Origin of the sequence: Ruminococcus hominis (assembly GCF_014287355.1) — a bacterium.
GTDB lineage: Bacteria > Bacillota > Clostridia > Lachnospirales > Lachnospiraceae > Schaedlerella > Schaedlerella hominis.
Window position 1 is genome coordinate 2,716,187 of sequence record NZ_JACOPE010000001.1, and the last position, 24,794, is coordinate 2,740,980.

The 24,794-nt window shown below is 38.8% G+C and carries 38 protein-coding genes; 1 reads left to right on the top strand and 37 read right to left on the bottom strand.

What is annotated here, in order from left to right; all coding sequences use genetic code 11:
• Positions 1-167: 167 nt before the first annotated feature.
• Both H8S40_RS12155 and H8S40_RS12160 read right to left on the bottom strand, forming a co-directional pair.
• On the bottom strand, positions 168-995 hold the full coding sequence (locus tag H8S40_RS12155; protein ID WP_186865311.1) for an undecaprenyl-diphosphate phosphatase: 828 nt from the start codon (positions 993-995) through the stop codon (positions 168-170).
• Positions 989-1,828, bottom strand: a complete 840-nt coding sequence (locus H8S40_RS12160; protein ID WP_022074475.1) for a Cof-type HAD-IIB family hydrolase — start codon at positions 1,826-1,828, stop codon at positions 989-991. The genes H8S40_RS12155 and H8S40_RS12160 overlap by 7 nt, the downstream gene beginning before the upstream one ends.
• A 142-nt stretch (positions 1,829-1,970) precedes the next feature.
• Here H8S40_RS12160 and H8S40_RS12165 point away from each other — a divergent pair, with 142 nt between their 5' ends.
• A complete protein-coding gene (locus H8S40_RS12165; RefSeq protein ID WP_186865312.1) occupies positions 1,971-3,170 on the top strand; it encodes a cell wall hydrolase in 1,200 nt (399 codons plus the stop codon).
• A 93-nt stretch (positions 3,171-3,263) separates the two neighbouring features.
• Here the strand turns inward: H8S40_RS12165 and H8S40_RS12170 are convergent, their stop codons facing one another.
• From H8S40_RS12170 to H8S40_RS12340, 35 genes are all read right to left on the bottom strand, one after another.
• Positions 3,264-4,019, bottom strand: coding sequence for an aminoglycoside phosphotransferase family protein (locus H8S40_RS12170; RefSeq protein ID WP_118725081.1), 756 nt, complete (start codon positions 4,017-4,019; stop codon positions 3,264-3,266).
• Between the two features lie 405 nt (positions 4,020-4,424).
• Positions 4,425-7,043, bottom strand: a complete 2,619-nt coding sequence (gene adhE, locus H8S40_RS12175) for a bifunctional acetaldehyde-CoA/alcohol dehydrogenase (RefSeq protein WP_022074472.1) — start codon at positions 7,041-7,043, stop codon at positions 4,425-4,427.
• Between the two features lie 204 nt (positions 7,044-7,247).
• Positions 7,248-7,784 carry a bL17 family ribosomal protein gene (locus tag H8S40_RS12180; RefSeq protein WP_022074471.1) on the bottom strand — a complete coding sequence of 179 codons (537 nt, stop codon included), beginning with the start codon at positions 7,782-7,784 and terminating at the stop codon, positions 7,248-7,250.
• 116 nt (positions 7,785-7,900) lie between these two features.
• A complete protein-coding gene (locus H8S40_RS12185; RefSeq protein ID WP_022074470.1) occupies positions 7,901-8,860 on the bottom strand; it encodes a DNA-directed RNA polymerase subunit alpha in 960 nt (319 codons plus the stop codon).
• A 59-nt stretch (positions 8,861-8,919) separates the two neighbouring features.
• On the bottom strand, positions 8,920-9,513 hold the full coding sequence (gene rpsD, locus H8S40_RS12190; protein ID WP_022074469.1) for a 30S ribosomal protein S4: 594 nt from the start codon (positions 9,511-9,513) through the stop codon (positions 8,920-8,922).
• A 33-nt stretch (positions 9,514-9,546) separates the two neighbouring features.
• The gene (gene rpsK, locus H8S40_RS12195) at positions 9,547-9,942 is read right to left on the bottom strand and encodes a 30S ribosomal protein S11 (protein ID WP_022074468.1); all 396 of its coding nucleotides are present in this window, start codon (positions 9,940-9,942) and stop codon (positions 9,547-9,549) included.
• Between the two features lie 36 nt (positions 9,943-9,978).
• Positions 9,979-10,347 carry a 30S ribosomal protein S13 gene (rpsM, locus tag H8S40_RS12200; RefSeq protein WP_022074467.1) on the bottom strand — a complete coding sequence of 123 codons (369 nt, stop codon included), beginning with the start codon at positions 10,345-10,347 and terminating at the stop codon, positions 9,979-9,981.
• 362 nt (positions 10,348-10,709) lie between these two features.
• The gene (rpmJ, locus tag H8S40_RS12205; RefSeq protein ID WP_186865313.1) at positions 10,710-10,823 is read right to left on the bottom strand and encodes a 50S ribosomal protein L36; all 114 of its coding nucleotides are present in this window, start codon (positions 10,821-10,823) and stop codon (positions 10,710-10,712) included.
• A 118-nt stretch (positions 10,824-10,941) separates the two neighbouring features.
• Positions 10,942-11,160, bottom strand: a complete 219-nt coding sequence (infA, locus tag H8S40_RS12210) for a translation initiation factor IF-1 (protein ID WP_005613024.1) — start codon at positions 11,158-11,160, stop codon at positions 10,942-10,944.
• 76 nt (positions 11,161-11,236) lie between these two features.
• Positions 11,237-11,488, bottom strand: a complete 252-nt coding sequence (locus tag H8S40_RS12215) for a KOW domain-containing RNA-binding protein (protein ID WP_022074466.1) — start codon at positions 11,486-11,488, stop codon at positions 11,237-11,239.
• 3 nt (positions 11,489-11,491) lie between these two features.
• Positions 11,492-12,136, bottom strand: coding sequence for an adenylate kinase (locus H8S40_RS12220; RefSeq protein WP_118737267.1), 645 nt, complete (start codon positions 12,134-12,136; stop codon positions 11,492-11,494).
• Positions 12,137-12,244: 108 nt separating this feature from the next.
• Complete coding sequence (gene secY, locus H8S40_RS12225; RefSeq protein WP_118725085.1) at positions 12,245-13,597, bottom strand: preprotein translocase subunit SecY; 1,353 nt, start codon at positions 13,595-13,597, stop codon at positions 12,245-12,247.
• The gene (gene rplO / locus H8S40_RS12230) at positions 13,597-14,037 is read right to left on the bottom strand and encodes a 50S ribosomal protein L15 (RefSeq protein ID WP_022074463.1); all 441 of its coding nucleotides are present in this window, start codon (positions 14,035-14,037) and stop codon (positions 13,597-13,599) included. The genes secY and rplO overlap by 1 nt, the downstream gene beginning before the upstream one ends.
• Positions 14,038-14,064: 27 nt before the next feature.
• Positions 14,065-14,247: a 50S ribosomal protein L30 gene (rpmD, locus tag H8S40_RS12235; protein ID WP_022074462.1), complete on the bottom strand. Its 183-nt coding sequence runs from the start codon at positions 14,245-14,247 to the stop codon at positions 14,065-14,067.
• A gap of 44 nt (positions 14,248-14,291) precedes the next feature.
• Positions 14,292-14,801: a 30S ribosomal protein S5 gene (gene rpsE, locus H8S40_RS12240; protein WP_022074461.1), complete on the bottom strand. Its 510-nt coding sequence runs from the start codon at positions 14,799-14,801 to the stop codon at positions 14,292-14,294.
• Positions 14,802-14,816: 15 nt separating this feature from the next.
• Entirely contained in the window at positions 14,817-15,185 is a 369-nt protein-coding gene (gene rplR, locus H8S40_RS12245; protein WP_022074460.1) for a 50S ribosomal protein L18, read from the bottom strand.
• An 18-nt stretch (positions 15,186-15,203) separates the two neighbouring features.
• Positions 15,204-15,746 (bottom strand): 50S ribosomal protein L6, encoded by a 543-nt coding sequence (rplF, locus tag H8S40_RS12250; protein ID WP_117990126.1) that lies wholly within the window; start codon positions 15,744-15,746, stop codon positions 15,204-15,206.
• 217 nt (positions 15,747-15,963) lie between these two features.
• Positions 15,964-16,365, bottom strand: a complete 402-nt coding sequence (gene rpsH / locus H8S40_RS12255) for a 30S ribosomal protein S8 (protein ID WP_022074458.1) — start codon at positions 16,363-16,365, stop codon at positions 15,964-15,966.
• An 18-nt stretch (positions 16,366-16,383) separates the two neighbouring features.
• The gene (locus H8S40_RS12260) at positions 16,384-16,569 is read right to left on the bottom strand and encodes a type Z 30S ribosomal protein S14 (RefSeq protein WP_004074866.1); all 186 of its coding nucleotides are present in this window, start codon (positions 16,567-16,569) and stop codon (positions 16,384-16,386) included.
• A gap of 13 nt (positions 16,570-16,582) precedes the next feature.
• On the bottom strand, positions 16,583-17,122 hold the full coding sequence (gene rplE, locus H8S40_RS12265) for a 50S ribosomal protein L5 (protein ID WP_022074457.1): 540 nt from the start codon (positions 17,120-17,122) through the stop codon (positions 16,583-16,585).
• Between the two features lie 23 nt (positions 17,123-17,145).
• A complete protein-coding gene (gene rplX / locus H8S40_RS12270) occupies positions 17,146-17,457 on the bottom strand; it encodes a 50S ribosomal protein L24 (RefSeq protein WP_022074456.1) in 312 nt (103 codons plus the stop codon).
• Positions 17,458-17,470: 13 nt separating this feature from the next.
• Positions 17,471-17,839 carry a 50S ribosomal protein L14 gene (gene rplN / locus H8S40_RS12275; protein ID WP_118725086.1) on the bottom strand — a complete coding sequence of 123 codons (369 nt, stop codon included), beginning with the start codon at positions 17,837-17,839 and terminating at the stop codon, positions 17,471-17,473.
• A gap of 75 nt (positions 17,840-17,914) precedes the next feature.
• Positions 17,915-18,172 (bottom strand): 30S ribosomal protein S17, encoded by a 258-nt coding sequence (gene rpsQ / locus H8S40_RS12280; protein WP_022076247.1) that lies wholly within the window; start codon positions 18,170-18,172, stop codon positions 17,915-17,917.
• Positions 18,173-18,188: 16 nt separating this feature from the next.
• Positions 18,189-18,389 (bottom strand): 50S ribosomal protein L29, encoded by a 201-nt coding sequence (gene rpmC / locus H8S40_RS12285; RefSeq protein ID WP_022076246.1) that lies wholly within the window; start codon positions 18,387-18,389, stop codon positions 18,189-18,191.
• The gene (gene rplP, locus H8S40_RS12290) at positions 18,379-18,816 is read right to left on the bottom strand and encodes a 50S ribosomal protein L16 (RefSeq protein ID WP_117990124.1); all 438 of its coding nucleotides are present in this window, start codon (positions 18,814-18,816) and stop codon (positions 18,379-18,381) included. The genes rpmC and rplP overlap by 11 nt, the downstream gene beginning before the upstream one ends.
• Positions 18,816-19,472 (bottom strand): 30S ribosomal protein S3, encoded by a 657-nt coding sequence (gene rpsC, locus H8S40_RS12295; protein WP_117990123.1) that lies wholly within the window; start codon positions 19,470-19,472, stop codon positions 18,816-18,818. The genes rplP and rpsC overlap by 1 nt, the downstream gene beginning before the upstream one ends.
• Positions 19,473-19,483: 11 nt before the next feature.
• Entirely contained in the window at positions 19,484-19,870 is a 387-nt protein-coding gene (gene rplV / locus H8S40_RS12300) for a 50S ribosomal protein L22 (protein WP_005612994.1), read from the bottom strand.
• A 33-nt stretch (positions 19,871-19,903) separates the two neighbouring features.
• Complete coding sequence (rpsS, locus tag H8S40_RS12305) at positions 19,904-20,185, bottom strand: 30S ribosomal protein S19 (protein WP_009267280.1); 282 nt, start codon at positions 20,183-20,185, stop codon at positions 19,904-19,906.
• Positions 20,186-20,210: 25 nt separating this feature from the next.
• Positions 20,211-21,053 carry a 50S ribosomal protein L2 gene (rplB, locus tag H8S40_RS12310; protein WP_117990122.1) on the bottom strand — a complete coding sequence of 281 codons (843 nt, stop codon included), beginning with the start codon at positions 21,051-21,053 and terminating at the stop codon, positions 20,211-20,213.
• A gap of 163 nt (positions 21,054-21,216) precedes the next feature.
• Complete coding sequence (gene rplW / locus H8S40_RS12315) at positions 21,217-21,516, bottom strand: 50S ribosomal protein L23 (RefSeq protein WP_022075339.1); 300 nt, start codon at positions 21,514-21,516, stop codon at positions 21,217-21,219.
• The gene (gene rplD / locus H8S40_RS12320; protein ID WP_022075338.1) at positions 21,516-22,136 is read right to left on the bottom strand and encodes a 50S ribosomal protein L4; all 621 of its coding nucleotides are present in this window, start codon (positions 22,134-22,136) and stop codon (positions 21,516-21,518) included. The genes rplW and rplD overlap by 1 nt, the downstream gene beginning before the upstream one ends.
• Before the next feature lie 29 nt (positions 22,137-22,165).
• Positions 22,166-22,846 carry a 50S ribosomal protein L3 gene (gene rplC / locus H8S40_RS12325; RefSeq protein WP_117990121.1) on the bottom strand — a complete coding sequence of 227 codons (681 nt, stop codon included), beginning with the start codon at positions 22,844-22,846 and terminating at the stop codon, positions 22,166-22,168.
• Positions 22,847-22,940: 94 nt separating this feature from the next.
• Entirely contained in the window at positions 22,941-23,258 is a 318-nt protein-coding gene (gene rpsJ / locus H8S40_RS12330) for a 30S ribosomal protein S10 (RefSeq protein WP_022075336.1), read from the bottom strand.
• A gap of 1,054 nt (positions 23,259-24,312) precedes the next feature.
• Entirely contained in the window at positions 24,313-24,549 is a 237-nt protein-coding gene (locus tag H8S40_RS12335; RefSeq protein WP_022075334.1) for a putative Se/S carrier protein, read from the bottom strand.
• A gap of 40 nt (positions 24,550-24,589) precedes the next feature.
• Complete coding sequence (locus tag H8S40_RS12340; RefSeq protein WP_022075333.1) at positions 24,590-24,793, bottom strand: sulfurtransferase TusA family protein; 204 nt, start codon at positions 24,791-24,793, stop codon at positions 24,590-24,592.
• Position 24,794 lies beyond the last annotated feature (1 nt).

Consider the following 24,794-nt stretch of genomic DNA (forward strand, 5'->3'; position numbering starts at 1 on the left):
TTTCTTTTGCATAACCATACATAATTTCTTACATATTCTATCATATTTATACAGAATTTCAAGTATATATGCAAAATTATTCTAATTTTTTTGCATAATCTCGAAAAAAACAAGAGACTATTGAAATTTTATATCCCAATAGCCCCTTATAAGTCATGTATTCACTTTTATGCAAGTAACCCTGAAACCGTAAAATATAAGAATACAATTACTCCAAGTACGATTCTATAATATCCAAATACTTTGAAATCATGTTTTTTAATATACTGCATCAAGAATTTAATTACAAAGATAGATACGACAAAAGAAACCACGCATCCTAACAATAGTAAAAGGAACTCCTGTCCTGTAAATGCAAAGCCAAACTTGAGCATCTTCAGAAGGCTCCATCCAAACATAACCGGAATCGCAAGGAAAAATGTAAATTCTGCTGCCACACTTCTGGATGCTCCAATAATCAATCCACCCAAAATTGTTGCACCGGATCTTGATGTTCCCGGAATCATCGCCAATACCTGAAACCCTCCGATTGCCAGAGCCATCGGAATCGTAAGCTGTGAAAGCTTTGTTGCCTGTGGTGTAACACCTTCATGCTTCTTCTCAATTATAATAAATAAAATACCATAAATGATCAGCATCGCTGCAACAACATACGCATTCATAAAATGCTTATCCACAAAATCATCAAACAACAATCCGATGACCATAGCCGGAAGCGTTGCAATAATTACCTTGATCCACAACTGAATTGTCATCATCTTCTGTTTTTCTGATTTCTTAGCCGAAAATGGATTCAATTTATTAAAATAAATCAATATAACTGCCAAAATCGCTCCAAACTGGATCACTACATTGAACATCTCAACAAATTCATGCCGTAAACTCAGCTTCACAAATTCTTCTACCAGAATCAAATGTCCCGTACTACTAATCGGAAGCCATTCTGTAATTCCCTCAACAATACCTAAAAATATAACCTTTAATGCTTCTAACATGCTTCTCCTCCCCCGAGAACATATTTCACAATCGCTCTGGCTGCACCATCTTCATCATTCGTTCCCGTCACATAATCTGCATTACACTTCACTGCTTCTTCCGCATTGCCCATCGCAACACCAACTCCAGCTTCTGTGATCATCTCTATATCATTATCGCCATCACCAATTGCCATAATCTCTTCCCGTTCGATTCCAAGCATCTTACCTAATGCAATCAAACCTTTTCCCTTATTTACACCGGCTGCGTTAATTTCTATATTGTATTTTAATGAACTGACGAGGTTCAAATCTTTACACTCGCTTAGTTCTTCCCAGGCCGCTTTCCTCTCTTCCATATCCGCAAACAATGCCTGTACTTTATCGAGATTCTCTTCTCTGGAATAAAATAATTCCCAAATATCAGGAACTGCAATTCTGGATGCACGTACATACTCCCACATGTTGCAATCTTTGTGATATCTTTCTACATGAGCCAGTTTTTCATCCTTCGCATATCCCTGTCCATCAAAATAGATCTCTTGTAGCGTATCATATTTCTCAGTGATTTCCAATGCTTTTTTTGCACTTTCTTTCGATAATAAATGTTCGATCAGTATTTCACCTGTCGCTGTATCCAGAATCCTTGCCCCATTCGCTGTAAGTGCATATCGCATCCCCGGAAATTCTCTCAATTCCAATGGTACACCTGTAAATGGCCGTCCTGTCGCTACCAGCACATGAACACCTTTGTTTATCGCCTTTGCGATTACTTCTTTTGTAAACGGAGTCAGTTCTTTTTTGGAATTTAATAATGTTCCGTCCAGATCCAGCCCCACCATCTTAATTTGCATCGTTCTATTTCCTTCCTTGTTCACTGCCCCTATTGTATCAAAATTTGCTTAATTCTGCAATTTATAGTATACTATACAGATGAAACTTTTTTGAACAAATTTTCATTGAACTTAGAAACAAAAACCAGAAAGGATTTTATTTATGAATTTGCATACAAAACGCAGGCTCAAGGCCGGTGTAGCTTTGCTTTGTTCCGCCACAATGACCTTCGCACTTGCAACTCCATATAGCTTTGCCGATGAGAAAGAAACTTTGGAAAATAAAACCTCTGATCTGCAATCACAGCTGGCAGGGATCAATCAAGACCTTCTCAAGATCAGCGATGAGATTTCTGATACCCAGATGCGCGTGACTATTGTAAACAGTGAAATTCTTCGAAGTGAAGATGAACTTACTATTTCTCAGCAGAACGAAGATCAGCAATATGAAAATATGAAATCACGTATAAAATATATGTATGAGAACGGGAACTCAAACATGCTAGAATTATTATTTTCTGCTGAAAGCATGAGTGACTTTCTGAACAAAGCTGATTTTATTCAAAATATCAGTCAGTATGATCGTGATATGTTAAGTGAACTTCAGAATATTCATGCAGACATTGAAAACCAGAAAATGGCTCTGCAGAACCAACAGGCTTCTTTAAATAACTTAGAAAATGAATTACAACAACAGCAGGCTGCGCTACAGCAAAAGGCTGATGAGACTTCTACCGACCTTGCGCAATTTCAGGCACAGCTCCAACAGATTCGTGAGCAGGAGGCTGCAAAAGCCGCTGCTGAAGCCGCAGCAAAAGCTCAGCAGGAAGCTGCTACAAAAGCTCAACAACAAGCACAGGCATCTGCTAATGCTTCATCATCCGGCAATACTACTTCCTCAAATACTACGAATAACAGTGGCAGTGCTAATTCCGGAAACTCTAACTCAGGAAGTTCTAACTCCGGTAACAATGCTTCCGGCGGCTCAACAAACAATAGTGGAAGCAGTGCCAATAAATCGGATCTGGATTTATTAGCTGCTATTATTCAGTGTGAAGCATACCAGAACTATGACTCACTTTTAGCAGTTGCTACAGTGATTATGAATCGTGTATACGATTCACGATTCCCTAACAGTATCAGCGGTGTTGTTTATGCTGCAGGACAATTTGAACCTGCATTCTCCGGCCGTCTTGAATACGTTTTAAATGCCGGTCCGACATCCCTTTCATATCAGGTTGCGCAGGATGCAATAAATGGTGCAAGGCTTGCAGAAGTTGCAGACTGCTATTACTTCTTATATGCCGGCACCGGTCATTCTGGAATTAATATCGGTGGAAATGTATTTTTCCCTAGCTGGTAATTTATACATAATCACAATTTAAATTAAATCTATTACTGACAAAAAAGGTTCCGCAGTTCATGTGAATTGCGGAACCTTTTTTAATCTCTATTCCTACTGATAATCTACAACATCAATCCATTTCATAAGGAATTCTTTTTCTAATTCATTCTCCTTCGCAAGCTGAGCTGCTGCAACGATTGGAAGCCACTGTTCTACATACTGTCTTGCAGTATCACTCTTCTTACAATAAATCTTCATATACAGATCAGCTTTTTTCTGGTCTTTCAATGCAAATAATAAATATGTCATAGCGGCATCTGCACCTGCGTTACCCTGTGTTGCGTGTGCCCAGTCAACAATTGTCATCTTACCATTCTTTCCATAAATCACGTTCGATGGATTGAAATCCCCATGACAAAGCTTATCATGTTTCGGCATACTTTCCAGTCTGGTCATCAGTTCGTATCTTGTCGTTGCATCCAAATCTTTCAGTCCATTGATCTGGCTTGCCAGCTTATCTTTTAATTTATTTAATCGAGGCGACTTTTTGCTATGAACTTCCAACTGCAGATTTACAAAATCTTCCATATATTTCTGCAAATTCTCTTTATCAGATTCCATCATCTCTTCAAGAGTTGTTCCATTCTTGTATTCAATAAGCAGAGCCCACTTTCCATCCACTTCAGATACTTCTTTAATCTTTGGGATATCAAGTCCTGTTGCTTCTACTCGCGCTGTATTCAAAGCCTCATTAAACACATCTGCTTTCGGATGATCCTTCTCAAATATCTTAACAATTCCTTCATCACATTTATAAACCTCTTTGTAGGAACGTTTTACGATTAATTTTTTGTTTTCAAGTTTCATAAGCCATGCCTCCTATTTATAAATTGATTTTCCATAACTGTTCTGTATCTTTGCAGTTATATTTTGTTTTTTCTTAACTTGGTTTTATTATACTACAACTTTTCTGAAAATAAAAGACTTTTTAAATATTTTTTAACAATCTTTTTTATCATTAAATAATTGTCTAATAATTAACAATATTTATGTTTTTGCTTTATTTTTAATTGAAACAAAGAATGTGCCTTAGCACATTCCTGCGCCTGCGGCGGTCGCTTGCGACACCTACATTGTACGCCACAGTGCGTATCCTAAGCGGAGCTTTTTTTTGTATATTAGGAAAATACTTTCCCAATATACAAAAAAGAAGTACAGCACTTATTGTGCTGTACTTCTCTTCGGAATATATAATCTGTCTAGGCAAAGATATTATTTACCATAATAGCATTTCAGATAGATTTCTTTCATCTCTTTCATCAATGGATATCTTGGGTTAGCTCCTGTACACTGGTCATTAAATGCCTGCTCTACCATGTCATCCAATGTATCAAGGAAGTATTTCTCATCAATACCATAATCTTTGATTGTTTTCTTAATACCAATCTTATCTTTGAGTGCTTCAAGTTTAGCAATGAAGTTTTCAAATACTTCTGCATCTGTATTTCCTGTACATCCTGCAAAACGTCCTAATTCAGCATATCTTGCAAGTGCGTGTGGATACTGATACTGTGAAAATGTTCCCATCTTAGTTGGTACTTCTGCTGCGTTGTATCTCATAACTTCTGTCAGGATTACAGCGTTAGCAACACCATGTGGTAAGTGGTGGAATGCTCCAAGTTTGTGAGCCATTGAGTGGTTCAGTCCAAGGAATGCATTTGCAAATGCCATACCTGCCATGCAAGAAGCGTTTGCCATTTCTTCACGAGCCTTAGGATCATTTGCTCCGTTATCGTATGCTGATGGGAGGTTTTCAAATACCATCTTAACAGCTTTCATAGCAAGACCATCTGTGTAATCTGTAGCCATGATAGAAACATAAGCCTCGATAGCATGTGTCATTACGTCGATACCTGATGCGCTTGTCAATCCCTTAGGCTGTGTCATCATATTATCAACATCTACGATTGCCATGTTAGGAAGCAATGCATAGTCTGCGATTGGCCATTTTACACCTGTTTCTGCATCTGTGATGATTGCAAATGGTGTAACCTCTGAACCTGTTCCTGAAGATGTAGGAATTGCTACAAAGTAAGCTTTCTCTCCCATCTTAGGGAATGTAAATACTCTCTTACGGATATCCATAAAGTCCATAGCCATATCTTCAAAGTTTGCTTCTGGATGCTCATACATTACCCACATAATTTTAGCTGCATCCATTGCTGATCCACCACCAAGAGCGATGATTGTGTCAGGCTCGAATGCTCTCATCTGGTCTACACCTTTCTGAGCACACTGTAATGTTGGGTCTGGAGCAACTTCAAAGAAGCATGTATGCTGAATTCCCATTTCGTCTAATTTTTCTTCGATTGGAGCTACATAACCATTTTTGTATAAGAATGAGTCTGTTACGATGAATGCTTTCTTCTTGTTCATTACTGTTCCAAGTTCATCAAGTGCCACTGGCATACATCCTTTCTTGAAGTATACCTTTTCAGGTGTTCTGAACCAAAGCATATTTTCTCTCCTCTCAGCAACTGTCTTGATATTGATCAAATGTTTTACTCCAACGTTCTCAGATACAGAGTTTCCTCCCCAAGAACCACATCCCAGTGTAAGTGATGGTGTCAGTTTGAAGTTATAAAGATCTCCAATTCCTCCCTGTGAAGAAGGTGTGTTGATCAATACACGACATGTCTTCATTGCAGCTGCATGTTTTGCAATTTTTTCTTTCTCTGCCGGATGAACATACAGTGATGATGTATGACCATATCCACCATCAGCTACAAGCTGTTCTGCCTTAGCAAGTGCTTCATCAAATGTTTTTGCTTTATACATAGCAAGTACTGGAGATAATTTTTCATGAGCGAACTCTTCTGAAATATCTACTGATTCAACTTCACCGATAAGGATCTTTGTACTTTCAGGAACTTTCACACCTGCAAGTTTTGCGATCTCGTATGCTGATTTTCCAGGAATCTTGCTGTTCAATGCTCCGTTAATAATGATTGTCTTACGAACTTTATCGAGTTCCTCACCTTTTTTAAGGAAGTAGCATCCACGATATTCAAATTCTTTCTTAGCTTCTTCGTAAACACTTTCAAGTACTGTTACTGACTGCTCTGAAGCACAGATCATACCATTATCAAATGTTTTTGAATGAATAATTGAGTTAACAGCCATTCTTACATCTGCTGTATCATCAATGATTACTGGTGTGTTACCAGCTCCAACACCAAGTGCAGGTTTTCCTGATGAATAAGCTGCTTTAACCATTCCAGGACCACCTGTTGCAAGGATGATATCTGCATCTTTCATAACTGTGTTTGTCAGTTCAAGTGATGGTGTATCGATCCATCCGATAATTCCTTCTGGAGCTCCAGCTTTTACAGCTGCCTCAAGAACAACTTTTGCTGCTGCAATTGTACATGCTTTTGCTGCTGGATGTGGGCTGATGATGATTGCGTTTCTTGTCTTCAAACAGATCAAAGTTTTGAAAATTGCTGTTGAAGTTGGGTTTGTTGTAGGAATTACTGCTGCTACCAATCCGATTGGTTCTGCAACTTTTTTAATTCCGAATGCTGGATCTTCTTCGATTACTCCGCATGTCTTTGTATTTTTATAAGCATTGTAAATATACTCTGCTGCATAATGATTCTTAATTACTTTATCTTCAACGATACCTCTCTGAGTCTCTTCTACTGCCATCTTAGCGAGTGGTATACGCTGTTTATTTGCTGCCATAGCAGCTTCATAAAAGATTTTATCTACCTGCTCCTGACTATAAGTTGCGAATACTTTCTGTGCTTCGCGCATTGCTTTCATTTTTGCTTCAAGTGTTTCTACACTATCTACGATCTCAGGTACTACAACTTCTTTTTTCTTTGCCATTTTGATTATTCCTCCGTAATTGAACGTCTCTTTCTTAATTACAAATACAGTATAACTTCTTGTTAAATATTTGTCAATGTATATTGTGTTAAATATTTAACGTTAATTTCTTAACTCTTTTTGTGCTAATTTCACAAATTTTCAAATTTAGAATAAAAAAGAGGATAGAGATTATCATCTCTATCCTCTGAAAAAATATTCTAATTAAACTAACTCAATTAAAACTTCCATAGCTGCATCACCTTTACGCTGGCCAATCTTAACGATTCTTGTATAACCACCGTTACGGTCTGCATACTTAGGAGCGATCTCTGTAAACAATTTGTCTACAACATCAACCTTCTTAGTATTTTTCTTCTTTCCTGCAGCTGCTGTAGGAACTTCTGTTACAGAATACAGAACTTTAGCCATCTGTCTTCTTGCATGAAGTCTGCTAGGCATATCTTTTTTGATTGTCTTTTCAACTTCATCATAAACAGTAACTTTCTTTCCGTCTACAACTTCTTTTACTCTCTTGCCATTCTCGTCTTTACGAGCAACTTTAGCTGTTACTGTAACTTCTTCGAAGTTATCTTTCTCTTTTACAGCCAGAGCGATCAGCTTCTCAGCTTCTTTACGAATCTCTTTAGCTTTTGCTTCTGTTGTAATGATTTTACCATTGTTTAACAATGCTGTTACCTGGTTTCTGATTAAGGCTTTTCTCTGAGCAGAAGTTCTGCCGAGTTTTCTATATTTTGCCATTGTACTTATCCTCCATAATTTACATTTGGTTATGCGTCTTCGGGCTTATTAATCAAATGCTCTGTCCGCACACATCGGTCTTACCGGACAGAAATTTAAATATTAAGCAAATCTAATTATTCCTCACCGGAATTAAGCTCAAGTCCAAGTTCCTTAAGCTTAGCAAGTACTTCTTCCAAAGACTTACGTCCAAGGTTACGTACTTTCATCATATCTTCTGATGTTTTATTTGTAAGTTCTTCAACTGTATTGATTCCTGCTCTCTTCAGACAGTTGTAGGAACGTACTGACAATTCAAGTTCGTCGATGCTCATCTCAAGAACTTTTTCTTTCTCATCATCCTCTTTTTCGATCATAACTTCTGCAGCCTGAGCTACTTCTGAAAGATCAATGAAGAGTTTCAAATGTTCGCTGAGTACTTTCGCAGCAAGGCTGACAGCCTCGTCTGGAAGCAATGTACCTTTTGTCCATACATCCAATGTCAGTTTATCATAATCTGTAACCTGACCTACACGTGTATTCTGAACAGTCATATTGACACGTTCAACCGGAGTATAAACAGAATCAATCGGAATTACACCAATTGGTAAATCATCGCTCTTGTTCTTGTCTGCGCTCACGTATCCTCTGCCTTTTGTAATGGTCATTTCCATATACAATTTGCTGTCTTTACCACCACTTAATGTAGCAATGACCTGCTCAGGATTCATAATCTCAATATCAGAGTCTGCCTGGATATCAGCACCTGTTACAACGCCTTCTCCTTCAAATTCGATATAAGCAGTTTTCACTTCATCAGATTCAGATGAATTTTTGATTGCAAGAGATTTCAAGTTCATGATAATCTCTGCTACATCTTCCTTTACACCTGGAATGGAACTGAATTCATGTAAAACACCATCAATCTTTACAGAACTGATAGCAGCTCCCGGAAGAGAAGAAAGCATAATTCTTCTCATGGAGTTACCTAATGTGATTCCATAACCTCTTTCAAGTGGTTCTACAACGAATCTTCCATATTTCTTATCTTCTGAAATATCAGTAATTTCAATATTCGGTTTATTAAAATCAAACACTACACAGACCCTCCTTATGGGTTTAAAAATGTTGAGGGATACGATATTAATTCCAATTATTATTTAGAATATAACTCGACGATCAACATCTCATCAACAGGAACATCGATTGCTTCTCTCTTAGGAAGTTCTTTTACTTCACCTTTGAGGTTTTCAGCATCAACTTCCAACCAATCAGGAACCATGTTTCCAGCTGTTACTTCAAGAATGTCTTTGTATCTCTGAGAACCTTTGTTTTTCTCTTTGATTTCGATAACATCTCCAGCTTTTACAAGGTAAGAAGGAATGTTCACCTGTTTACCATTAACAAGTACATGTTTGTGGTCAACAATCTGTCTAGCTTCTTTTCTTGTTCTAGCAAATCCCATACGGAACATTACGTTGTCCAGTCTGGATTCAAGAAGAACCATAAGGTTATCACCTGTCATTCCTTCCTGCTGTTTTGCTTTTGCATAGTAGTTTCTGAAAGGTTTTTCCAGAACACCATAGATAAATTTAGCTTTCTGTTTTTCACGTAACTGAAGACCATACTCGCTCATTTTTCTATTAGATCTTTTTAACTGTCTGTTAGATTTTTTATTAATTCCTAAATAGATTGGGTCCATACCTAATGAACGGCATCTTTTAAGAACTGGAACTCTATTTACTGCCATTTTCGCTTCCTCCTAATTAATCGCGTTTAATCACTAGACTCTTCTACGTTTCGGTGGACGGCATCCGTTATGTGGTACCGGAGTAACGTCTTTGATACTTACAACATCGATTCCGCAAGCCTGCAATGCACGGATTGCTGCTTCTCTACCTGATCCTGGTCCTTTAACGAAAACGTCTACTGTCTTCAATCCATGGATCAATGCTGCTTTAGCTGCTGTCTCAGCTGCCATCTGTGCTGCATATGGAGTAGATTTTCTTGAACCTTTAAATCCCAGACCGCCTGCACTTGCCCATGAAAGAGCATTTCCCTGTGCATCTGTTAATGTAACGATTGTATTGTTAAAAGATGCCTGAATATGAGCCTGTCCTCGTTCAACGTTTTTCTTGACACGTTTCTTTGTCACTTTTTTTGTAACTTTTTTAGCCATTATAAACTAACCTACTTTCTTCGAATCTTTAATTAATTATTTTTTCTTGTTTGCTACAGTTCTCTTAGGACCTTTACATGTTCTTGCATTAGTCTTAGTTTTCTGTCCACGTACTGGAAGTCCTTTTCTGTGACGGATTCCACGATAGCATCCGATTTCTTTTAATCTCTTGATGTTCAGCTGGATCTCTCTTCTAAGATCTCCTTCTACAACCTGAGTTGCATCGATTACTTCACTGATTTTCTTTACATCTTCACTTGTTAAATCTCTTACACGAGTGCTTGGATCAATTCCTGCCTCTGCTAAGATACGGTTTGAACTTGTTCTTCCAATTCCATAGATATAAGTTAAACCGATTTCTACACGTTTGTCTCTTGGTAAGTCTACACCTGCAATACGAGCCATGTGTCTTTCCTCCATTTTGAATCATTTTTAATATTGTCTTTAACTGGAACAATAATCCTGTCGGACTATCATTCAGGCCGATGATATTCATCTGCCCTTTCCCGGTACGTCAATCCTTACGCAATAGTCCGGGTATTAGAAGCAATATACAATCGCACTCTGACAGTTCTGTGATCGAACCGGACTTCCTGCTGTGAACGACATTCCATCCCTCGGCCAGATGCTTCGAACACCGCTCTATCGGTACCTGTATGATAGAGGACCGGTGTATCCTTACTGTATATTAAACAAGTTCACACACATCCTGGTGTGTCCCTCGTCAGCCGCCTAATTAATAAAACACTATTGAGAATTGGTATGAATTAACCCTGTCTCTGTTTGTGTTTCGGATTTTCGCAGATTACTCTGATATTCCCTTTTCTCTTAATAATCTTGCATTTTTCACAAATTGGTTTTACTGATGATCTAACCTTCATGTTAAATCCTCCTTCCATCCTTTGCTAAAACTTTGGTTACTTCATTTTTGGACATACATATCCAAAAACGACCATTTCATAGTATAGCACCAAGTCATCCTAAAAGTCAACACTTTTTTTATTTATCTCTCCAAACAATTCTTCCTTTGCTCAGATCATATGGTGACATCTCTAATGTAACCTTGTCACCCGGTAAAATCTTAATGAAATTCATACGAAGTTTTCCACTGATATGTGCAAGTACAATATGTCCATTTTCAAGCTCTACCTTAAACATTGCGTTTGGCAATTTTTCAACTACGACTCCTTCGATCTCGATTACGTCAGTTTTTGACATATTAAATCCTCCCGTGCTCATGCACTTTACAATTCCTGTTATATTTATTTCAATTATTCCTTACATTATATATACGTCAGCATCCGTATGCTTTTTGTATATAGCTTTGTATCGTTTCTCGGATTGCTGCATCATCTGTGCAGTCTTCACATTGCATCTTATATATAATCTGCACATGTCGTCTGTTTTTTTTCTTTAAATTACTGACAGAGCGTTTCACCCCGTCAGCCAGATATACATATTCATCATTGACAGAAATTATGACATATATACAATCTTTATCCCGCCCTGCCTTAGATCTGGCAAGCATTCCAGGTTCCATGAACATAAATTACTCTCCCAGAATCTTAACGATCGCAGCAAATACATCATTGATATCGATTGTTCCGTCTACTTCTTTCAAAGTTCCGGATTTTGTATAATAATCAATCAATGGCTGTGTCTGCTCATGATAAACACCAAGACGTTTTGTAACTGTCTCCGGCTTATCATCATCACGCAGAATTAATGTGCCGCCACATTTATCACAAATATTTTCTACCTTTGTAGGAGCATATACGATATGATATGTTGCTCCACAATCTACACACGCACGTCTTCCTGACATACGATTTACAATATTTTCATCCGGAACTTCCACATTGATAGCATAATCAACTTTCTGCCCCAGCTTAGCAAGAGCTGCATCTAAAGCTTCTGCCTGTGGAATTGTTCTCGGGAAACCATCAAGAACATAACCGTTTGCACAGTCATCCTGATTTACTCGGTCTACAACAAGATCTACAACCAATTCATCTGGTACAAGAAGTCCCTGGTCCATGTAAGTTTTTGCTTTTTTTCCAAGCTCTGTTCCATTTTTGATGTTTGCTCTGAAAATATCTCCTGTAGAAATGTGTGGAATCTGATATTTTTCAGAAATCTTCTTTGCCTGAGTTCCTTTTCCTGCACCCGGTGCACCTAACATAATAATTTTCATAATATGCCTCCTTTGTTTTTACCGAAAATTTTATAATTCTCTGAATAGCACATTAACCCGCCGCACTCCACCCTCTAAGGATAAAGTACAACGAGCTAAATATTATCATTAATATCCAAGAAAACTATTCTTCATAGAACCGCCCTTGGTATTCAAAAATCCTGTGTAGTTACGTACTAACATCTGGGATTCAATCTGCTTTAATGTCTCAAGAACAACACCAACAATAATGATGATTGATGTTCCACCAAAAGAAACATTTGCTCCAAATACACCATTAAAGAAGTACGGAATCACCTGAATGATCACAAGACCACATGCTCCAACAAAGATAATATAATTTAAAATCTTTGTCAAGTATTCTACGGTTGGCTTACCAGGACGGATTCCCGGGATAAAGCCTCCGCTCTTCTTCATATTATTTGCAATCTCTAATGGATTAAAAGTAATCGATGTATAGAAATATGCAAAGAAAATTGTAAGTACGATATAAACAACCAGACCGATTGAATATATTAAATTATCTGGATCACACCAGTTATTTGAGTTCATACACTTCAGAATCTGACTTCCGATTCCAGTGCCATTTCCTTTTCCAAGGAACTGAGCAATAACAATCGGGAACTGCATCAGTGATGATGCAAAAATTACCGGTATAACGCCTGCTGTATTTACCTTTAACGGAATATGTGAAGACTGACCACCATAAGTCTTTCTTCCCTGAACTTTCTGTGAATACTGTACTGCAATTCTTCTTTCTCCGTCCTGCAAAATCACTACAAGAAGGATAACAACGAGTATTACTGCGAGAATGATCACTGCTGAGAGTAAACCTTTTGCAAGAGTCTTGCCTTTGATAAACTGCTCAAACAGAGTCACAAAATCACTTGGTACACGTGAAATAATATTGATCAACAGCACAATGGAAATACCATTTCCAACACCTTTTTCCGTAATACGCTCACCAATCCACATTAAGAATGCAGAACCGGCAGTTAATGTACATACAACAATTGCAGCATTTACAAAATTATATTCAACAAGCAGTCCCTGACGACCGAATCCGACAGACATAGCTGTAGACTGGATCAATGCAAGTGCTACGGTTACATAACGTGTAATTGCTGCGAGCTTCTTTCTACCATCCGGACCATCTTTCTGCATTTCCTCCAGTTTTGGAATTGCAATTGTCAACAGCTGTATGATGATAGAAGATGTGATGTACGGTGTTATGCTCAATGCAAACACCGACATCTGTGTAAAGGAGCCTCCGGTAAATGCATCAAAGAAATTGAATGCATCTCCGGTCTGACTCGCGAAAAAATTCTGAATATAAGTTGGATCCACACCCGGTGTAGGCAGTTCGGAACCAAGTCTAACAACGATAAGCATCATAAATGTATAGAAAAGTCTCTTGCGTACATCTTCTATTTTAAATGCTCTTCGCACTGTATCTAGCATTAGATCACCTCTGCTTTTCCACCAAGGGACTCAATCTTCTCAGCTGCTTTTGCACTGAATGCATTAGCCTGAACTGTGAGTTTCTTAGTAAACTCTCCATTTCCAAGAATTTTTACACCATCTTTTGGATTTTTAACGATTCCGTTTTCGATTAATGTCTCAACGGATACTGTAGCGCCATCTTCAAAAATTTCTAATGCGCTCAGGTTGATGCCAACGATCTCTTTAGAGTTTCTGCATTTGAAACCTCTCTTTGGCAATCTTCTGTATAAAGGCATCTGACCACCTTCAAAACCTGGTCTTGTAGCTCCTGAACGAGCTTTCTGACCTTTGTGACCCTTACCAGCTGTCTTACCATTTCCAGAACCGTGTCCACGGCCTCTTCTGAAATTATCACTATGTTTAGAACCGTCTGCCGGTCTCAAGTTTGATAAGTCCATGATATTACCTCCTTATCGATTTATACTTTACGCTTCTTCTTCAACTTTCACTAAGTGTCTTACCTGCTGTACCATACCTCTTGTTGCTGCATTATCTGGTAATACAACTGTTTTGTTCAGCTTTTTCAGTCCCAAAGCTTCTACAGTTTTTCTATGCTTTGGTATAGCACCGATAGTAGACTTAACCAGTGTAACTTTTAAATTTGCCATTTAACCTTACCTCCTATTATGTGACAGAGCACAAGCCCTATCTCTTAGCCTACGATCTCTTCTACTGATTTACCACGAAGTCTAGCAACAGTCTCTGGAGTTTTAACTCCTCTAAGACCTTCGATAGTAGCAAGTACTACGTTCTGTTTATTGTTAGAACCTAATGATTTTGTACGGATATTTTTGATTCCTGCTAACTCGATAACCGCACGCGCTGGACCACCAGCGATTACTCCAGTACCTTCTGGAGCTTTCTTTAACAATACAGAAGCGCTTCCAAATTTTCCGATAACATCATGCTGTACACTGTCGTTCTCATCAAGTGAAACCTCAATCAGTTTCTTTGTTGCATCTTCTTTACCTTTACGGATAGCTTCCGGGATTTCAGTAGCTTTTCCTAAACCTGCACCAACATGGCCTTTTCCGTCGCCTACAACTACTAAAGCTGTGAATCTCATGTTACGACCACCTTTTACGACCTTGGTAACACGTTTAATTGATACCACTTTTTCTTCTAACTCTAACTGACTAGCATCAATACGTTCCTGTCTCATATGTGTTCTCCCTTCCTAGAAATTCAGTCCAGCTTCTCTAGCTGCGTCTGCTAATGCTTTAATTTTTCCCTGGTAGATAAAGCCGCCTCTATCAAAGACAACTTCTGTAATACCTTTTGCCATTGCTTTTTCAGCAATTACTTTTCCAAGATATGCTGCTGCATCAACGTTGTTAGTTTTCTCAAGTTCAGCTTTCACGTCTTTCTGAAGAGTGGAAGCGGATACCAGAGTATTTCCAACTGTATCGTCAATAATCTGTGCATACATGTGATTATTACTTCTAAACACTGCCAAACGTGGTCTCTCAGCTGTTCCGCTGAAACGGTTACGCAATTTCATGTGTTTTTTTCTACGAACTTCAACTCTTGATTTCTTACTAACCATTATTCACACCCTCCTTAATTATTTCTTACCAGTCTTACCAACTTTACGTCTGATAACTTCATCAGCATATTTAATACCTTTACCTTTGTAAGGTTCTGGTCTTCTCTTATCTCTGATTTCAGCTGCGTACTGGCCAACTTTTTCTTTGCTGATACCTTTTACAGTAATCTTATTCTGACCTTCCAGAACTGTTTCAATACCTTCTGGATCTGTCATTTCTACTGGATGTGAATATCCAAGATTCAATGTAAGTTTATTCCCAGACTTAGAAGCTCTGTATCCAACACCGTTTACTTCCAGAACCTTTTCGTATCCGTCAGTTACACCGATTACCATGTTGTTGATCAGTGTTCTTGTAAGACCGTGAAGGGATTTCATTCTCTTCAGATCGTTTGGTCTTGTAACGATTACTTCTTCGCCTTCCTGTTTGATTTCCATTTCTACTGGAAGCTCTTTTGTAAGAGTTCCTTTAGGACCTGTTACAGTCACTACATTATTCTCAGCAATTTCAACTTTTACTCCAGCTGGAATTGTGATTGGCAGTCTTCCTATACGTGACATACCTTTATCCTCCTATAACTTAAATTTTCGGAGCGGAGCCTTTGTCCGCTCTGTTTTCAGTTGCACCACGCACTTGGCGAGGTTTCCCTTGCCCGATGCGTTTTTTTACAAAGAAGTTCTTTTCGCTAAGCTCGATAAAACCTCGCTAAGCTCAAAGAACGCCTTCGCACTAAGTTCAGATTTCGTCTGCGACTCGTCTTCACTAAGTGCTTTCAGGCTACCAAACGAAGCAGAGTACTTCTCCACCAACGCCTAATTTTCTAGCTTCTTTATCTGTGATAACACCTTTGTTTGTAGAAACGATAGCTGTTCCAAGTCCGCCAAGTACTTTTGGCATCTCTTCGCTGTTAGCATACACACGAAGTCCTGGTTTAGAAATTCTCTTCAGACCAGAAATAACTTTTTCATTCTTGTCTGCGCCATATTTCAATGTGATATGCATTGTCTTGAAGTTTCCATCTTCTACGATATCATATTTTGCAATGTATCCTTCATCCAAAAGAATATCAGCAATCGCGATTTTCATCTTTGATGCAGGTACATCAACTGTATCATGTTTAGCAGTATTTGCATTACGGATTCTTGTAAGCATATCTGCGATTGGATCACTCATAGTCATGGTGTAAAATCCTCCTTCTTACCAACTTGCTTTCTTAACTCCCGGAATCTCACCTTTATATGCCAGTTCACGGAAGCAGATACGGCAGATACCATATTTTCTTAAATATGCATGTGGACGACCACAAATTCTGCAACGGCTATATTCTCTTGTCGAGAATTTTGGTTTGCGCTGCTGTTTAATTTTCATAGATGTCTTAGCCATGAAATTCTCCTCCTTATTTAGTAAATGGCATATTGAACTGAGTCAATAATTCACGTGCTTCTTCGTCAGTTTTAGCAGTTGTAACGAAAATTACATCCATACCTCTGACTTTATCAATTTTATCATACTCGATCTCTGGGAAAATTAACTGCTCTTTAATTCCAAGTGCATAGTTTCCTCTTCCATCAAATGCGTTAGGATTTACACCTCTGAAGTCACGTACACGAGGAAGTGCAAGGTTGATCAGACGATCAACGAACTCATACATCTTTTCTCCTCTTAATGTAACTTTACATCCGATTGGCATACCTTCTCTGATTTTGAAGTTAGCTACAGAATTTTTTGCTCTTGTCAGAACTGCTTTCTGTCCAGTGATTTTTTCCATATCAGCTACAGCAGATTCTAAAACTTTTGCATTGTCTTTTGCCTCGCCTACACCCATGTTAATAACAACTTTGTCAAGCTTAGGCACTTCCATAATATTTTTATATCCGAATTTTTTGATCATTGCATCAACGATCTCATTCTGATACTGATCTTTCAGTCTACTCAACGTTTAAGTCCTCCTTCCTTGAATTAGTCAATTACTTCGCCTGTTGATTTAGCAACACGAACTTTTTTGTCGCCATCCATTTTGAAACCAACTCTTGTAGCTTTTCCTTTGTGAACATACATCACGTTAGAAATGTCGATTGGTCCTTCCTGGTGGATGATTCCGCCATTCTGATTAGCAACGCTTGGTTTTGTGTGCTTTGTCAGCATGTTGACACCTTCAACCAGAACTTTTCCGTCTTTCTGATTAACGGCAATAACTTTGCCTTCTTTGTCTTTATCTTTACCAGCGATAACTTTAACTGTATCACCTTTTTTAATTTTCATAGTTGACATTCTCGGCACCTCCCTACAGTACTTCCGGAGCCAGAGAAACAATCTTCATGAAATGTTTCTCTCTAAGCTCTCTGGCTACTGGTCCAAAAATACGTGTTCCACGTGGGTTCATATCGTCTTTTATAATTACAGCAGCATTTTCATCGAATCTGATATAAGATCCGTCTTTACGACGAGCACCTTTTACAGTACGAACAACTACAGCTTTCACAACGTCACCTTTTTTAACAACGCCGCCTGGTGTTGCATCTTTAACAGTCGCAACGATAACATCTCCGATATTGGCATATCTTCTTGTAGAACCGCCAAGTACACGGATACACAGTAATTCTTTAGCACCTGTGTTGTCTGCTACTTTAAGTCTACTTTCCTGTTGTATCATGCAGGTAAACCTCCTTCAATATACATTCGTTGAACTTCTAGTTCAATTATACTCTTGTAATATGCGAAACCAATATTATTTTGCTTTCTCCATAATCTCAACAAGTCTCCATCTTTTGTTTTTAGACAGTGGTCTTGTTTCCATAACTTTTACTGTATCTCCAATGTTGCATTCGTTGTTCTCATCGTGAGCCTGCAGTTTATAAGTTCTCTTAACGATTTTCTTATAAAGTGGGTGTTTCACGTGGTCCTCAACTGCTACAACGATAGTTTTATCCATTTTGTCGCTGACAACTTTGCCAACACGAACTTTTCTCAAATTTCTCTCTTCCACAGTTGCTACTCCTTTCCTATCGGCCTGCCTCTGTAATCAGAGTCTGAATACGTGCGATATTCTTTCTTACTTCTTTGATTCTGCTTGTATTGTCAAGCTGATTTGTTGCGTTCTGGAATCTTAAGTTAAAAAGCTCTTTCTTAGCAGCTACTAATTCTTCATTCAATTCCTCTACGGATTTTCCTCTTAATTCGTTTACAAATGTATTAATTTTCACTGTTGTCACCGCCTTCTAATTCTGCGCGAGAAACGATTTTGCATTTGCAAGGTAATTTGTGCATTGCAAGACGAAGTGCCTCTCTTGCGATTTCTTCTGAAACACCTGCGATCTCGAACATTACACGACCTGGTTTAACTACTGCTACCCAGTACTCTAATGCACCTTTACCACTACCCATACGAGTTTCTGCTGGTTTTGCTGTTACCGGTTTATCTGGGAATATTTTGATCCAAACTTTACCACCACGTTTGATGTAACGAGTCATAGCGACACGGGCTGCTTCGATCTGGTTAGAACGAATCCAGCATGGTTCTGTTGCGACAATACCATATTCACCATATGAAATCGTGTTACCTCTGAGGGCTTTACCCTTCATAGTTCCACGGAACTGTTTACGACGTTTTACTCTTTTTGGCATTAACATTATTTATCGCTCCCTTCCTTTTCAGCCTTAGTTGGAAGAACTTCGCCTTTGTAAATCCAAACCTTTACACCGACTTTTCCGTAAGTTGTATCAGCTTCTGCGAATCCATAATCAATGTCAGCTCTTAATGTCTGAAGTGGAATAGTTCCTTCGCTGTAGAACTCTGTACGAGCCATATCAGCTCCACCAAGACGTCCTGATACAGATGTCTTAACACCAAGTGCTCCTGATTTCATTGTTCTTGACATGCAAGATTTCATAGCACGTCTGAATGAAATACGGTTCTCAAGCTGCTGTGCAATATTTTCAGCTACAAGCTGTGCGTCTTTATCTGGTCTCTTAACTTCTTTGATATCAACGATAAGCTTTTTGTCTGTGAACTGTGCAAGCTCTGCTTTCACTTTCTCAATTTCTGCTCCACCTTTACCGATTACTACACCAGGTTTTGCTGTATATACGATGATCTTAACACGATCAGATGCTCTTTCAATTTCAATTTTTGAAATTCCAGCGCTGTATAATCTCTTCTTTAAGAATGTTCTGATTTCATGGTCTTCTACCAGATTATCAGCGAAATCCTTTTCAGCATACCACTTGGAATCCCAGTCTTTAATAACTCCGACTCTTAAGCCATGAGGATTAACTTTCTGTCCCATTGTGTTCCTCCTTATCTTTCATTCAGCACGATAGTGATGTGGCTCATTCTCTTTTCGATTCTGTAAGCTCTACCCTGTGCTCTTGGTCTGATTCTCTTCATTGTTGGTCCTTTATTTGCGTAACACTCTTCAATATAAAGGTTCTCAACACTCATACCGTTGTTGTTCTCAGCATTAGCAATTGCTGATTTTAATAATTTTTCTATAACACTTGAAGCATATCTTGGATTGTAAGCTAAAATACCAAGTGCTGTCTGTACATCCTTACCTCTGATGGCATCTAATACGAAACATGCTTTCTGAACAGATACTCTAGCGTAAGAAATCTTAGCTGATGGTCTTGTATCTTTCTGTGCATTTCTTTCTCTCTTGATTTGGGATCTATGTCCTTTAGCCATGGATGAACCCTCCTTTCGAAATATGTTGATCTATTATCTAACTCTTGACTTCTTCTCGTCTTTTCCATGTCCTCTGTATGTTCTTGTTGCAACGAACTCTCCGAGTTTGTGTCCAACCATATCTTCTGTAACATATACAGGCACATGTTTTCTTCCATCATGTACGGCAAATGTATGCCCTACGAATGATGGGAAGATTGTAGAACGACGTGACCATGTCTTAATAACTGATTTATCACCTGCAGCGTTCATAGCGTCTACTTTTTTAAGTAAGCTTTCGTCTGCAAATGGTCCTTTTTTAAGTGAGCGAGCCATAGGTTCTAACCTCCTTGTAAACTAATTATTTGATACCTTTACCGTCTCTTCTTCTTACGATTAACTTGTTAGAAGATTTGTTTTTCTTACGTGTCTTAAGACCAAGTGCCGGTTTACCCCATGGAGTACATGGACCTGGACGACCGATGCTTGTCTTACCTTCACCACCACCGTGTGGATGGTCATTCGGGTTCATAACAGAACCACGAACTGTAGGTCTGATACCCATGTGACGTTTACGTCCTGCTTTACCGATGTTGATCAGGTTGTGCTCTCCATTTCCAACAACACCAACAGATGCTCTACAAATGATTGGCACCATTCTCATCTCTCCTGATGGAAGTCTGAGTGTAGCATATTTCCCTTCTTTAGCCATCAACTGAGCGCTGTTTCCTGCTGAACGAACAAGCTGTCCGCCTTTTCCTGGATAAAGCTCGATGTTGTGGATTTGTGTACCAACTGGGATGTTAGCAAGTGGTAAGCAGTTTCCTACTCTAACCTCTGCGTTCTCACCATTCATAACTGTCATTCCATCTTTTAATCCTTCTGGAGCAAGGATGTAAGCTTTCTCACCATCTGCGTAGCAGATTAAAGCGATATTAGCTGTTCTGTTTGGATCGTATTCGATACCAACAACTTTTGCTGGAATTCCGTCTTTATTTCTCTTAAAGTCGATAATTCTATATTTCTTTTTAGCTCCGCCTCCGCGGTGTCTTACTGTAATTTTACCCTGACTGTTACGACCAGCTGTTCTCTTCTTAGAATCTAATAAAGATTTTTCAGGAGTTGTTTTTGTGATTTCAGAGAAATCAGAGCCAGTCATCTGTCTTCTGGAAGGTGTATATGGGTTATATGTTTTGATTCCCATTACTTTTTCTCCTTTCGCAATACCTAATTATTCGTTTCACGGATTTGCACCGTCTATGCTGTTCACACTTGACGAGGTCTTCTCGAGTTTAGTGTGAACGTACACCTTGGCACTTGACGAGGTTTTCTCGAGCCTAGTGACAATGGTGATTCATCAGCGCGATTTACAGACCTTCGAAAATCTCAATATCTGCGCTTTCTTCTGTAAGCTGTACGATAGCTTTCTTTGTCTTAGCAGTTTTTCCGATTGTCATTCCACGTCTCTTGTTTTTTCCATCAAGATTCATTGTGTTAACGCTTTTAACTTTTGTTCCAGCGAACATTTTCTCAACTGCTTCTTTGATCTGAGATTTTGTAGCCTCTGTGTGTACAAGGAATGTATATTTCTTGTCAGCCATAAGCTCCATGCTCTTCTCTGTGATTACTGGTTTAAGGATTACATCATAATACTGAATGTTTGCCATTATGCGTACACCTCCTCAATAGTTGCAACAGCAGCTTTTGTAGCGATTACTGTGTTGTATTTTAAGATGTCGTATACATTGATTGTATTTGTTTTTGCTGTTTTTACTCCAGCAATGTTTCTAGCTGAAATCTCAACGTTTGTATTTCCATCTTCAAGAACTACCAATGCTTTGTTTACATTCAGGTTGTTCAGAACTTCCTGGAATTTCTTTGTTTTGATTTCATCAAAGTTTAACTCATCAACAACGATGAATTTGTTTTCTTCTACTCTTGAAGTAAGTGCTGACTGAAGTGCAGCTCTCTTCTCTTTCTTATTCATCTTAAATGAATAATCTCTCGGAACTGGTGCGAATACAACTCCGCCGCCTGTCCACTGTGGAGCTCTTGTAGAACCCTGTCTTGCATGACCTGTTCCTTTTTGTCTCCATGGTTTTCTTCCGCCTCCAGAAACTTCTGAGCGAGTTTTCGCTTTCTGTGTTCCCTGACGATTATTTGCAAGCTGGCTTACAACTGCCATGTGTACAAGATGTTCGTTAACCTCAACACCAAATACAGCATCGTTCAAATCGATTGTACCAACTTCTTTACCTTCGATATTATAAACAGATACGTTTGCCATCTGTGTGTTCCTCCTTTCCTGTTGTCAGACTAGTTTGCCTTTACTGTTTCTTTGATTGTTACCAGACTCTTCTTTGGTCCCGGTACAGAGCCTTTAACTAACAACAGGTTGTTATCAGCGTCAACTCTTACGATCTCAAGATTCTGAACAGTAATCTGTTTGTTACCCATCTGACCTGGCATCTTCTTTCCTTTGAATACTTTACTAGGATCGGATGCAGAACCATTAGAACCTGCGTGACGGTGGAATTTAGAACCATGAGTCATAGGTCCTCTGCTCTGTCCGTGACGCTTGATTGCTCCCTGGAAACCTTTACCTTTTGAAATTGCAGTAGCATCAATTTTGTCTCCTGCTTCAAAGATATCAGCTTTAATTTCCTGAGCTAATGTATATTCTTCAGCATTTTCAAATCTGAATTCTTTTACATATCTCTTACCAGAAACGCCGGCTTTATCGAAATGTCCTTTCTCAGCTCTTGTGATACCGTTTCTGTGTGCGATTTCTTTTTTGCCGTTTCCATCTTTTGTGACAATCTTTTCTTTCTTGTCTACAAAACCAACCTGGACTGCGCTGTAACCGTCGTTCTCAACTGTTTTAACCTGTGTTACTACACAAGGACCAGCCTGAAGTACAGTTACCGGAATCAATGTTCCATCTTCGTTGAAGATTTGAGTCATTCCGACTTTAGTAGCTAAAATAGCTTTCTTCATTATAATTACCTCCTGTGATTTACAGCGGAACACCACTTGGGTGCTCATCCTAAATTATAGGAATTACTGTTTCTTAATTCTTTGTGCTGTCAGCTTATTTGTTTTTCATCTTGATATCGATGAATACACCAGCTGGCATTTCCAATCTTGACAGTGCATCAACTGTTTTCTGTGTTGGTGCAGCAATGTCGATGAGTCTCTTATGAGTTCTCTGCTCGAACTGCTCTCTAGAGTCTTTATATTTGTGTACGGCTCTCAGAATTGTAACTACTTCCTTCTTGGTTGGAAGCGGTACCGGTCCGCTCACCTGTGCTCCGTTTTTCTTAACAGTTTCGATGATTTTTTTAGCAGATGCATCAACTAACTGATGATCATACGCTTTCAATGTGATTCTCATTACTTGACTTGCCATAAAAAAAGTCGCCTCCTTTTCGTACTTTTAAACCCAGTACGACAAGCGGTGACTGTACACTCTCCCGTGTGTGTCATGCAGACTTACACGTTGTTTCATACTTTTACCTTTAGTGGTAAGTTGTAATCAGTTATGATTCGTACAGTGACTTGTCGCCAGTTTCCTAACTTGACATTCGCTCCACGGAAAACCTGCCATCATGTATTTACATGTCAGCAGCAACCTCTCGCTTCACAGCTATCATGCCACAGCTCTCTTAGTATAACCAATCAGCGTCCATATTGCAAGTACTTTTTTATATTTTTTTGTATTTTTTTCTTTTTTATGATTTTTGTTATTTATCTCAATTTCCAACCAATTCTTCTGTGCTATTTGCACAACACCTGTCTATCATATACACTCAACATATTTTTATCTCAGTCGGAGATTGGACTCCCACCTCTTTCAGGTGGTGAGTAACAGCAAATTTGTCTCCGTGGGAGTCCAATCTCCGACTGAGATAAACGCTCCGCGAGGATGCGCAGTGATTCTGTAAAGAATGTGTCAGCTTACGCTGACCAGAATCACGCGCCAAGTCTCGCGGCTGCTCAACTTGAATATATAATAGGAAGAAACTCTTTTTTTCAAGCACATTAAATAATTCTTTTTTCACCTCTTGACATTACCGCACTAAAGTAGTATATTAGAAAAGACTTATAGATAAATGAAACCAAGGGCGGTTTTCCAAGAGGGGGAGACTGTCTTTTTTGTATTTGAGGCTCATCATTTATCGCAGAATTATTAAAAATACATTTTTCGTTGTTTATAAGTCAAGTCCTATCAACATAGGACCCCCAACCATTTTTGTTGCTCTTGCAGTTACATTGACGCCGTTCATTTCCCCCAAAGATGATCCTGCGCCGATGAACTCCAATTAATATATACGCCCTGTTTATCAGGGTTTTCCCCAGATTTGTATACATTATTGACTGCGGAGCAGCGAGAAGTTAACCTCTCAATGACATACCAAAAAAAGACAAAGGACACAGCGAAAACTGTGTCCTTTGTTTTTGCATTAAACCATAACCTGATGCAATGCTTCTTCTTCAATTCCAACTTTTTTCATTTCTTCTCTTATTGCGTCTTCTTCCCCCGGCAACGCACACCAGGAAAGTCCGCACCCTGCGGATATAGACCGTGGAACCGGTATCAGTCTTCCCGGTATCTGATCTGCTTTACAGGCTTTTTCCATCGCCATAGCATCTGCCGTTGTATGAAATGTTACAACGAGCTTTAATTCTTTCTTTCTCATAATCCAAATTCTTCTCTTTATCCGATCCGCTCAGTTGAATTTACTCAATTGTCACTTCAAATCCATCATCAGTCTGTACTGATGTTGCTTTCTTTCCATGATTCTGAGCATATTTTTCTACATTTGTCTTTTGATGTGGCTCTGTCACCAGCACCTTTACTGCTCCATCCATATTTTTCATAGCTTCGGCAGTTAACATTAATGGTTCCGGACAAGATAAACCTCTCGCATCTACTGTTTTCATA